We start from the raw sequence: 11,585 nt of genomic DNA on the forward strand, positions 1-11,585 counted from the left end.
ATGTTTATTGGTGAATATGGCAAGTTTAACTATTTAACTTATCTAGGTGTTATTTTTGCTTTAATAGCTATGGCTTTAACGCTTAATGGGGAACCAACCCTAGCGATGATGGCATTTATTATGAGTGGTGTTTGTGATTTGTTTGATGGACGTTTTGCCCGGCAATTTGTTCGGACCCCTCAACAAGAGCAGTACGGAATTGAGATTGATTCGCTCAGTGATATGGTGAATTTTGTCGCCTTTCCGACGGTTATGTTATTAACACAAGCTTTTAATAATTATGTTTCGGTGCTTGTTGTTATTATTTATGCTTTAGCGGCTACCAATCGGCTAGCCTATTTTAATAGCTCAACGAAAGCGGAAGGTCATGGTCAATATTTTATTGGACTGCCGGTGACTTATAGTGCCCTATTTTTCCCGCTCTTGTATTTACTTGATCAATGGTTTGCCATGGACTTATTTCCTATTTTGAGTCATGTGATGGCTTTAGTCCTAGCCTTCTTATTCATCTGGAAGCGGCCGATTCCTAAACCCAATGGGATAGCCTATGCTGTTTTTGTCCTTTTAGCTCTATTGACCCTAGTTGGTCTGGGGTTTTTGCAATGGTAAAAATCTATCAACGTCATAGGCAAAGGGTTGAAGAAGTCGCTGAATACCAAGCCAATCTTATTCAATTTTTATACCAATCAAAAAGAGGCCAAAAACTATTGCCAATAGTTACTCATCCTTGGTTTTCCACTATCTATGTTTTGGCTGATTACTTACCCACTTCCCAAAAGAAAATACAAGCCTTTGTGGATAATTATCAAATGGATTTAAGTCTTTATGAAAAACAGACTTATCAACATTATGCAGCCTTTTTCCAACGTAAATTGACTCCTAAGGCTTTAAGTCTTGTCTCTCCTCCTGATATATTGGCGGTCGCACAGGCAAAATTGCTTGTTTTGCCTATTTCAAAGGACTTAGGTCTTACGATTAAAGGGCAACATTACCAATTAGAAGCCTTACTTCAGGATGCTACACTTGCTCAAGCTTTTGTTGGTGGCATGCTGTGTGTTTATCGGCTGGGTTTAGAGGATTATCATCGGTATCTAGTGGCAGAGAGTGGAACAATAGTTGCTGAAAAACAAATAAAAGGTAAGTTGCATTCCGTTAGAGATGCGGTCCACTCAAAATTTGCTATTTTCAAAGAAAACAAACGTTCATATACAATCATTGAAACAGAGGACGGTCAACGAGTCATGCAAATGGAAATAGGTGCCCTGCTTGTTGGTAAAATCAACAATCACCCACGCGTCCAACTTGAAAGAGGCCAAGAAAAAGGTTACTTTTCATTAGGTGGTTCGACAATTTTAGTGGCCTACCCGGCTCAAACCCTTCAATTTGATCAAGATATTTTATATTACTCCAATTTAGGTATTGAAACACAGGTCCAAATTGGTGAAAGGATTGGTGTGCATCATGCTTAATCGCTTAGGCATTTATTTTAAAGAAATGTATCCCTTACTACCCCGCTTCTTTTTAGCCATCATCTACTTTTTTGAAGTCTATTTTGTTCTACTTCTTAATGTAAATATCGTTGCTTTTTCCATTGGCATTCAGGAATGGATTGGGGTTTTAACGATATTTATTTTCTTGATGGTTTTAAGAATTGCGGATGATTTTAAGGATTATGAGCACGATAAACGCCTTTTTCCCGAACGTCCCCTACCGGCTGGAAAAGTTTATAAAAAAGACTTAGTCATTCTGTTGGTATTTATTATAGGTCTTTCATTTTGTTTAAATTTATTTTTTATGAATAATTTTGGCTGGTATTTATTTTTATTTGTTTATGGGACCTTAATGTCTTTATGGTTTTTTCAAAAAGACAAAATACAAAATTCTTTAACCCTGGCATTAATCACCCACAACCCAGTTATGATGGTATTGAATATTTATGTCATTTCATTTGTTTGTTATAAGTATGATCTGCCACTGCTGTCATGGACAACCTTTTTACTGGCCTTTACCATGTACTTTCCAAGCTTAATTTGGGAAATTGCGCGCAAAATTCGTGCGCCTAAAGATGAGACCGAGTATGTTACCTATTCAAAATTGTTTGGTTACGAAAAAGCTAGCCGTTTTGTTCGCAATATTATCTTGCTTGATATTGTCACGAATATTATATTACTATGGCAAATTTCAAAAATAGGGGTGGCTGTTTTAGTCATAAATGTTATTTGGATAGTGGTTCAATTTCAGCAATTCATTGATAACCCCGACCGCTTTAAATTAATCGATCGTGTGGAACGGTATACCTATATTACCGAAGTGACGATGGTGGTGTCGGTTATTGTTCATTTATTGCAGTTGAGGTTAAATTTATGATTAAAGTAACGAATCTCGCTCAAACCCAAATTGGCAACAAAGCCTATCATGCTTATTTGATGCAACAGGCTGGTTTAAATGTCCCTCCTTTTGCGGTCTTTCGGTTTGATTTTTTTAGTGATCAAGCTGCTTTAGAAGCTTTAAGGACTTTTCAACAGCAATTTGATCGTCATCAGCTTAACTTAAGTGAACTCAGTCAAGCTTTAGTCGCTTGGGCTAAGAAACGGTTTACCGGTGAGAATCTTGAATCGGTCCAGGCATTTTTAGATGCCTACGATAATAACGATCAATTTGCAATTCGATCATCGGCGAGTCTTGAAGATCAAGCAGATACTTCTTTTGCTGGCCAATTTCAAACACAACTAAATGTTACGGCTAATGGGATACCACAAGCTATCTTGAATACCTTGCAATCCATGTATCAACCAGCGGCTTTAAATTATGTATTGACGCACCAAATTGATTTAGAACGTTTAGAAATGGTGATTATGCTTCAAGAGATGATTGACAGTGAACTTTCTGGCGTCTATTTTACAGCTAATCCTCAAGGTATTCTAAATGAACATGTCATTGTTAGTGGCTATGGTGTCGGTAGTGGGGTTGTTGAAGATAAAGTTCCTACCAGTATGACTGTCTTACATCCGAGTATGGATGAAAGTAAAGCGATTCAAGTAAATTTAGACACTGCATATACTGAGACTAGCCCTGGTGCTCCCCAATTAAGTCTTGAACAAATGACAGCGTTGACGCACATGGCTTTTAAAGTAGAGTCCTTATTTGGTAAATACTTAGATATTGAATTTGCTTTTTTTGAAAATACTTTATATGTTTTGCAAGCTCGTCCTATCACGACATTACCTCAAGCACCGATATTTATTTTAGATAACAGCAATATTGTTGAGAGTTATCCGGGAGTATCGAGTCCATTAACGGTTAGTTTTGTTAAGGAAGCTTACCGGCAGGTGTTTCGGGGGTTGGCAAAAAGGGTTTTAAAGCAATCTGATTCGCAAATAGAAGCTTATGAACCAACCTTTGCCAATATGCTAGCTGAGGTCAATGGACGAATTTACTATCAAATCCAAAATTGGTATCAACTATTGCAGTTGTTGCCTTTTTCCAAGAAAATCATTCCCATATGGCAGGAAATGTTAGGTGTACATCATCTTGAGGTGCCATTAATGCCTGTCCATTTAACCTGGCGTGATAAGGGGCGTGTTATGTTGGGGATTATAAAAGCTTTTGTCAATTCACCTAAAGCGATGGACCAATTAGAAGATGATTTCCAACAGATTCAACAGCGTTTCAAGGCGAATTATCGGCCATCAGCTAATTTATCTGAGTTGCGTCGGTTGTTTGATGAAATAAAAGTGGCTGTTTTAGAGCAATGGGACATCACTTTAGTTAATGACTTGTACGCTTTTATTTATACAGCTTTGTTGAATAAAGCAACCGCAAATCAAGGTGTTCAAGCCGAAATCGCGGGAATTACACAGATTGAATCCATGAAACCCATGCTTAGTTTGAATGAAATTGTTAAAGCGTTGCGCGAGGATGAAAACAAGGCTTACCAAGATAGACTGTTTGCATTAAAGGACGACGACATACGGGACTTTCTTAATAAGGATTCACATAAAGTGACTTTAATGATACGCGATTTTATTGACTCATATGGTGACAGAGCGCCGGGAGAGTTGAAACTTGAAACGACAACGTTTAGAAGTCAGCCTAGCAAGTTAGTTAAGTTATTGCAAAAACGGCTAGATAATGACTTGGTGAAAGATATTGATGATGACAGTGAAGCGGTAGTTGACAATAATAAGTTGAATTTTATGGCCCGTTTTTTCAAAAAACAAGCGTTGAAAGGTATTAAAAACCGCGAGTCATCGCGCATGAATCGCACACGGATTTATGGGATGATGCGAACGATTTTCTTAACCATCGGTCAACGTTTTGTTGAGGCGCAGTGGATGGATACGGTCAGTGATATTTATTATTTAACGATGGAAGAGATTTTTGCAATGGTTGATTCGGGCGATGCGGCTAAAAACTTGCCTCAGTTAATTGCGGAACGAAAGTATCAAATGGCCATTGATAGACAACTACCAGCCTTCAATCGGCTTGTTTATGTAGGTGAGATTTTTAATCGGCATCCGGTGAATATTCAAGGGTTTGATGCTGAAATCAATGCAGCTACTATCCTACAAGGCATTGGATGTTCAGCTGGGGTGGTTCAAGCAGAGGTCCTTGTGATAGAAGATTTAGAGAAGGTGAATGAATTTGATTCACAGGGCAAGATTATTGTTACGCGGATGACCGATCCAGGCTGGGTGTATTTATTGACATCGGCCAAAGGTATTATTGCCGAAAAAGGTTCCTTATTATCGCATACCGCGATTATTTCACGGGAATTAGGCATTCCTTCGATTGTTAATGTCGCAAGTGTCACGCGTAGCCTTAAAACAGGCGATTGGGTTGAAATGAATGGCTTGACCGGTCAAATTCGACGATTAGAAAAGGAGTGAATGTGAAGATGCTTATCAAAAAAGTCCAACCGAATTCTAAGGAAGCTTTCGATTTTTTGTTGTTAGCCTGGCGTTTGTACGCCAAGGATGAACGGATGCAATCTACTCAAGAGATTGAACAGTTATTAACTGGCTCGCATCCTTTAAGTACCACGTTTTCTTTTCAAGCCTTTGTTGGATATGAAAATGATTCGGTAGTGATTCGTGCAGCCTTAATTCAAGACAAGCAATCACAGCTAACGTATCTGGGTCTTTTTGAAGCTGTAAATAATTTATCCGTGATGGCAGAATTTATGCAGGTGATTAATGCTGAAGCCCGTAAGTTGGGTGCTAAGGCGTTGGTGGGACCTGTCAACGGAAGTTTTTGGTTAGGATATCGCATGAAATTATCCAATTTTGATACGCCTCCTTTTACTGGGGAACCGCATAATTTAGATTATTATCCTGACTTATGGCGGTCGGTTGGATTTCAGTTGTTTGAGGAATATCAGTCAAATTATTATGTGCAATCACCATTAGACTACCGAGCAGACCGACTGGCTAAACGTTACCAGCAATTTGTTCAGGCAGGCTATCATTTTACGCACCCTTCTAAGGCTCATTGGGACACGGTGTCTATTGAAGTGTTTAATTTATTAAGCCAATTATATGCCGACTTCCCACTTTATCAACCCATTACAAGCCAACAATTTTCTGAAATTTTCGCCTCTTATCGCCTGATCCTAGATTTCTCAATGGTAACCTTAGCCTATTTCCAAGGCTATTTAGTGGGCTTTTTAATTCCCCTGCCCGACTACGGAACGCTCGTTTATCAAACCCTCACCCCAATAAATACCTTGCGTATACTGAGACGTCGTAAAAAAGCCAAACGCTATATCTTGCTGTATTTAGGCGCCGATTCCAACCACCTAGGATTAGGTGCCGCCTTGTCCTATCAATTTTTTACCCAAATTAAATATCGCCAAGCCGAATCTATTGGAGCCTTGATTCACAAAGGTAAAATCACCAACAACTACGCTGCTGAAATGCAAGTAAAACATACAGATTATGGTTTATTCCGACTGGAATTAAATTAGAGGGGTTGGCAAAGGTGGCTCATTTTGGCTCTGTTTTGCTTTATTTCATTTCCCACTTAGGCATCCCTGATGAAGCGGCTGGCTTGCCAGAAAGCTGAAACATTGACGCACAAAAAAGCATCCCATGAGGAGTATGTGACCTCTTGTGGAATGCTTTTTTTTTTATTTAACGTAAGTGGGAAGTGACGGACCGGTTTATTGTCACTCAGATTTTTTCTCATGACAATAAAGCCTCCCATTGTCACTCAGATTTTTCCTCATGACAATAAAGCCTCCCATTGTCACTTAGATTTTTTCCCATGACAATAAAGGTAAGCGGGAAGTGAAGCACCGTCATTGCTCATTTACCGCGAACTGGGGCGCTCACATATTCTAGTGCTTGTTGTGTGCGCGAACCAGAGCGCTCACATATTCAGGCGCTTGTTGTATGCGCGAACCGGGGCGCTCACATATTCGGACGCTTGTTATGTGCGCGAACCGGGGCGCTCACATATAAGTGGGAAGTGAGGAACCGTCAAACCTCAGCTTATTCGGCGGGCACTTTTAGCTAGTTTCAACGGACTTCCATTACCCATTTACGAGAATTAGTTGCTTGATGTCAGATTCTTGAGTATCTGACGGGAAATTAGGTGTTTGGCGTCAGATTCTTGAGTATCTGACGGGAAATTAGGCGTTTGGCGTCAGATTCTTGAGTATCTGAGTATGCGGGAAGTGAGAGAACGCCAAACCATAATTCATTTGGCAGGATAATTTAGTTAGTTTCAACGGTTCTTCACTTCCCACTTACCGCGAACTGGGGCGCTCACATATTCTAGTGCTTGTTGTGTGCGCGAACCAGAGCGCTCACATATTCAGGCGCTTGTTGTGTGCGCGAACCGGGGCGCTCACATATTCGGACGCTTGTTATGTGCGCGAACCGGGGCGCTCACATATTCGGACGCTTGTTGTGTGCGCGAACCGGGGCGCTCACATATTCGGACGCTTGTTGTGTGCGCGAACCGGGGCGCTCACATATTCGGACGCTTGTTGTGTGCGCTGGTACAGCGTAAGTCCGAAATGACGGTTCTTCATTTCCCACTTACTTTAACCGATGGATAATTGGTTGACTGCATGTAACAAGCGGTTTAGTTGCGTTTGCAACACATCAGCTGGCAAGGCTAAGTTAATACGGATAAAGCCACTACCTTCTTGGCCGAAAATGTAACCTTGGTTGGGGAAAAATTGTGCGGTCTGGTGCAGAAAATTTTCTAACGCTTGGTCATTCATCCCTAAAGCGCGACAATCAATCCATTGAACATAGGTGCCTTGGATGGGATATGCTTTGATAGCAGGGATATTTATTTCGAAAAAGCTTTTGACGAGCTTTTGATTTTGGTTAATGATGTCAATGACTTGATCAAGCCAAGCTTCTGCTTTCGTATAGGCGATGCGCGTGGCTTCGAAACCTGTCACATTGATGACATTTTGATGGGATTTAATAATTTCGTTTTCAAACTTCGCCCGTAAAGATGCGTCCTCAATAATGATACTCGATACCATTAATCCAGCTAAATTAAATGATTTGGTCGCAGCCGTACAAGTGATTAAATAAGGTGTTAATTCCGGATTCACGGTGGCTAAAACGGTATGTTCGAAGCCTGGCATGATGAGATCATTCCAAATCTCATCAGACACTATATATAACTGATGCCGAATACAGATATCGGCTAGTTTTTCTAACTCTTCCTTCGTCCAAACACGTCCTACAGGATTATGAGGGCTACAGAAAAGCAACACTTTATTTTCTGCTTTGGCAGCAGCCGCTTCAAAAGCCTCGTAGTCAATGAAATAATCCTCACCGATTGAGAGCAAGGGGATATTTACTTCAAGGCGGTCATTATCTGTAACAGCCGTTGAAAAAGGATGATACACCGGTTTAAAAACAATAACGCCATCTCCCGGTTCAGTGAGGGCTTTAACACTGGCATACATAGCGGCGACGACCCCAGGTGTGGAAATAATCCATTCTTTTTTTATTGACCACTTGTGACGCTTCAATTGCCAGTCGATGACGGCTTGATAAAATTCTGAGGTGGCACCATTGTACCCTAAGACTAAATCTTCTTGTGAAAAATATTCCTTGAGTCCTTCAGTTATTTCAGGCGCTGTTCTAAATTCCATATCGGCCACCGATAGAGGAACGACATCCGCGTCAACATTTGGGTTCTGCATATACATGATTTCCCATTTTTTCGCTGCGGTAGCTTTACGATTAACATAATCTTCAAAATTATAACCCATTAAAACCCTCTTTTCTATTTGATTGCGACAACTTCAATTTGTAATTTGGCATCTTTGATTAATTGTCCACCAAAAGTTACTCTAGCTGGATACGGTTCATAAAAATACTCAGCATAAACCTTATTAAAGGCTTCAAAATCATTCATATCACTAAGAATCACCGTTGACTTGACAACATGGGATAAATTCATTTCTAATTCATGTAAAATTTCATTGATATTCATCAAACACTGCACCGTTTGTTCCTGAATCGTCCCAGTTATTTGATGGGTGTCTGGATTAATGGGTAGTTGTCCAGAAACATAAACGGTGTTTCCTGATACAATCGCTTGTGAATAAGGCCCAATCACTTGGGGTGCAGCCGCCGAATGAATGGCCTGCCGTTTACTTCTTGGCATAAGATCACCACTTTCGAAATTATTTTCGTTCTTACATCATTATAATCCAGAAACCCCTTTCCAAACAATCTATTTTTAATAAATACCCCTGCTTAATAAAGATAGGTCTTGAGTAGGATTGATTATATATTGTAACAATATATAATCAATATACTTAAAGAAAGGGTGATGCAGATTGCCGAAAAAAACGAATCATTTATCGTTGCTAAAGTATGTTCAAGCCCTATTTAAAAAGGAAACGCCCACATCGATTAAATTACTCAGTGGCGCTACCCTTTTATACATGCTTTCACCGGTTGATTTTATTCCTGAATTTTTGGGACCGATGGGTTTCCTTGATGATGCTTTTGTCATGGGGAATCTTACGACAGCCGGTATGTCTATATTAAACCATTATCTTGAGCAAAACCCAAATACACAAAAATAACAATACGCAATAAATAATCCGAATGTTTTCACGAAACATTCGGATTATTTTATTAACGATATTTATTGGTAATCGTGTAAGATAACACCTTGAACAACGCGGTTTACGGTGCCGGTCGGTGAGGGTTGATCGGGTCGATTCCCAACTTTAATAGCGGCTAATAAGGAAAAAGTTTGCGCAAATAAAATATACGGTAAGCTCAAGTAGACATCTTCCAAATCACTATATTTGGCATCAAAGTTGTATTGCTTATTGTCAGTCCCTTCAACCTTGCCAACAGATAAGGAGACAATTTGGCGAACAATCTGATCATGATAGACTTCATTGACTAAATCCGCATCATATTGGCGTGTATAAGCATCATTGGATACAAAATTTATTACAACGGTCTTTTCATCAATTAATGACTTGGGACCATGACGGAATCCAAGAGGTGTTTCGTACATGGTAACAATTTTCCCAGCGGTTAATTCTAAAATCTTTAACTGCGCTTCGCGAGCTAAGCCAAAGAAACCTCCTGCTCCTAAATAAATTACACGATTAAAATCTAAATCAGCCACTTCTTGCACAACTGATTCATCAGCAAGCATTTGACGACCCATGGCAATCACATCAGCAACTATGTCAGCTTGGTTATCACGGGGATCAAAGACTAACAAAGCTGTTAATAACATACAGGTGAAGCTACCCGTCATCGCAAAGCCAGCATCGTTTGAACGATCTGGTTGCAATAATAATAAGTTTTCTGAATCACCTTGCGCGGCTTGGGCTAACTTCCCTTCTGCTGCACATGTAATAGTAATTTGATACAAATCATTGACTAATTGCTTAGCTAAATTAACCGTCGCAACACTTTCGGGTGAATTACCACTTCGTGCAAAGGACACCAAAATAGTTGGAACATCCGCTTGAAAGGCATTTTCAGGGGTTGCGACGATGTCAGTTGTCGCAATGGCTTTAAAAAAGATCTTTTTTTGATTATGAATTTTATTTAAATAAGGTGTGATGGTTTCGCCAACAAAAGCCGACGTACCTGCTCCAGCAAAAATCACTTGTACAAATTGATGTTTTTCACTAATCTTTTGTAAATATCGCTTAATATCTGCTTCTTTTGCTTGATAATTATTAAAAGCTTCTTGCCACAATTCGGGTTGTTGTTTAATTTCGCGTGTTGTAATTTCCGCTCCTAATTCCGTTAATTGTGAATGATCTAATTCAAACATTTTATTCCTCCTCGTATTGATAAAATGCAGTGATATTTATTGGGTTAATCAATCACTTCGTAGTCGTTTGTCCAAGGTGTCGCGGTTTCTTTCAGGACCGCATTGAGAGACTCGATATTGGCGCGTCCTTGGGTCGTCAACCATTCAAGGGTAGCCGCTTCGCCTTCGGTTGCATATACTGCAATCGCATCTTTCCATGTTGCGCGACCGCAAAGAACGCCGTTAAAGACCGCTCCAGCTTCTTTTGCTAAGTAAAGCGTTTGATTAAATAACTCCATGCTGACTCCGGCACTTAAGAAAATGTAAGGAATATCCGACACATCACTTTGTTCCTTAAAGTAGGCTTTAGCTTCTTCGCGAGTGTAAAGGGGCGTTTGACCGTCTTTAGTGTAGCCTTCAACGTAATTCATGTTAACAGGAACTTCAACTTTTAAGACATCGACTTGGTATTTTGCTTTAGAGAATTCTTTCATGGCTGCTAGGACTTTTGCAGGTTTAAGTTGTGCAAATTCAGCACTCTTATCGTCTTTAATACCAGCATCATAAGTAAGGATTTCTAGGAAAAAGGGTAGGTTAAGTGCTTTGCATTCTTGGCCAACACGCTCCATGTAAACATGTTTAAAGTCATTAATGGCTTCATCTTCATCCGCATCATAATATAGTAGGAATTTAACCGCATCTGCCCCAGCTTCTTTTAAGCGGTAAGCTGACCACTCAGTTAATAAATCCGGTAATCGTCCGATTTCAGTCGCATCATAACCTGTTTTTTCATAAGCAATCAGGAGTCCCGCTGATTGATCACGTAATTGTGAGGCTGGTAAGCCATACTCTGGATCTAGTAAAATCGAGCTCGCATATTTGGTTAGTTCTGCTGAAACTAATTTCTTAAATTCAACAATCGTTTCTTCCGGGTCAGTCACATTTGCCCCTTCAGCTAACATTTTCTTCAGTGATCCCCGTTGATCAATCGCTAAAGCCGCAATGACATCCTCTTCATTTGATAAACGCTTAATGGCATCGAGTTTTTCTGCCGTTAATTTGATTTTACCCACAATAATTCCAACTTTCTGTATGATTTTGTTTGAATTTTTTACGCAACTGGTAGTAACCACTTTAATTATAAAAGATATATTGTTTATGTCAATTGTTTTGCGTTGGTTTTTTGGGAAATGGCTAGGATGGGGAGTGATTGTATAACCATGAGCTGTGTTTTTGCTATTGGGTTCGTGTTGGTAGAGCAATGAGGTTGCTTATTGCTGTGACTAAAACCCTGTTTAGTTAGGTTTGGTTTG

At 39.8% G+C, this 11,585-nt stretch carries 11 protein-coding genes; 6 read left to right on the forward strand and 5 right to left on the reverse strand.

The window, feature by feature from the left end; all coding sequences use genetic code 11:
- The 5 genes from NRE15_RS03085 to NRE15_RS03105 are packed head-to-tail and all read left to right on the forward strand — an operon-like array spanning position 1 to position 5,965.
- Positions 1-609, forward strand: a complete 609-nt coding sequence (locus tag NRE15_RS03085) for a CDP-alcohol phosphatidyltransferase family protein (RefSeq protein ID WP_313794155.1) — start codon at positions 1-3, stop codon at positions 607-609.
- Complete coding sequence (locus NRE15_RS03090; protein WP_313794156.1) at positions 603-1,469, forward strand: phosphatidylserine decarboxylase; 867 nt, start codon at positions 603-605, stop codon at positions 1,467-1,469. Before NRE15_RS03085 ends, NRE15_RS03090 begins: the two co-directional genes overlap by 7 nt.
- Complete coding sequence (locus tag NRE15_RS03095) at positions 1,462-2,367, forward strand: UbiA prenyltransferase family protein (RefSeq protein ID WP_313794157.1); 906 nt, start codon at positions 1,462-1,464, stop codon at positions 2,365-2,367. The genes NRE15_RS03090 and NRE15_RS03095 overlap by 8 nt, the downstream gene beginning before the upstream one ends.
- The gene (locus tag NRE15_RS03100; protein ID WP_313794158.1) at positions 2,364-4,889 is read left to right on the forward strand and encodes a phosphoenolpyruvate synthase; all 2,526 of its coding nucleotides are present in this window, start codon (positions 2,364-2,366) and stop codon (positions 4,887-4,889) included. Before NRE15_RS03095 ends, NRE15_RS03100 begins: the two co-directional genes overlap by 4 nt.
- Before the next feature lie 8 nt (positions 4,890-4,897).
- Positions 4,898-5,965, forward strand: coding sequence for a hypothetical protein (locus NRE15_RS03105; RefSeq protein ID WP_313794159.1), 1,068 nt, complete (start codon positions 4,898-4,900; stop codon positions 5,963-5,965).
- Positions 5,966-6,021: 56 nt separating this feature from the next.
- Here the strand turns inward: NRE15_RS03105 and NRE15_RS03110 are convergent, their stop codons facing one another.
- From NRE15_RS03110 to NRE15_RS03120, 3 genes are all read right to left on the reverse strand, one after another.
- Positions 6,022-6,186, reverse strand: a complete 165-nt coding sequence (locus NRE15_RS03110) for a hypothetical protein (RefSeq protein ID WP_313794160.1) — start codon at positions 6,184-6,186, stop codon at positions 6,022-6,024.
- Between the two features lie 862 nt (positions 6,187-7,048).
- Positions 7,049-8,245 (reverse strand): MalY/PatB family protein, encoded by a 1,197-nt coding sequence (locus NRE15_RS03115; RefSeq protein WP_313794161.1) that lies wholly within the window; start codon positions 8,243-8,245, stop codon positions 7,049-7,051.
- Positions 8,246-8,259: 14 nt separating this feature from the next.
- Complete coding sequence (locus NRE15_RS03120) at positions 8,260-8,643, reverse strand: Rid family detoxifying hydrolase (protein WP_313794162.1); 384 nt, start codon at positions 8,641-8,643, stop codon at positions 8,260-8,262.
- Positions 8,644-8,818: 175 nt separating this feature from the next.
- Here NRE15_RS03120 and NRE15_RS03125 point away from each other — a divergent pair, with 175 nt between their 5' ends.
- Positions 8,819-9,070, forward strand: a complete 252-nt coding sequence (locus NRE15_RS03125) for a YkvA family protein (RefSeq protein ID WP_313794163.1) — start codon at positions 8,819-8,821, stop codon at positions 9,068-9,070.
- A 62-nt stretch (positions 9,071-9,132) separates the two neighbouring features.
- On the opposite strand, the gene NRE15_RS03130 is transcribed toward NRE15_RS03125, so the two are convergent.
- Positions 9,133-10,293, reverse strand: coding sequence for an SIS domain-containing protein (locus NRE15_RS03130; RefSeq protein WP_313794164.1), 1,161 nt, complete (start codon positions 10,291-10,293; stop codon positions 9,133-9,135).
- Positions 10,294-10,337: 44 nt separating this feature from the next.
- A complete protein-coding gene (gene lacD, locus NRE15_RS03135; RefSeq protein ID WP_313794165.1) occupies positions 10,338-11,345 on the reverse strand; it encodes a tagatose-bisphosphate aldolase in 1,008 nt (335 codons plus the stop codon).
- Positions 11,346-11,585: the final 240 nt, after the last annotated feature.

It is taken from the genome of Fundicoccus culcitae (assembly GCF_024661895.1).
Taxonomy (GTDB): Bacteria; Bacillota; Bacilli; order Lactobacillales; family Aerococcaceae; genus Fundicoccus_A; species Fundicoccus_A culcitae.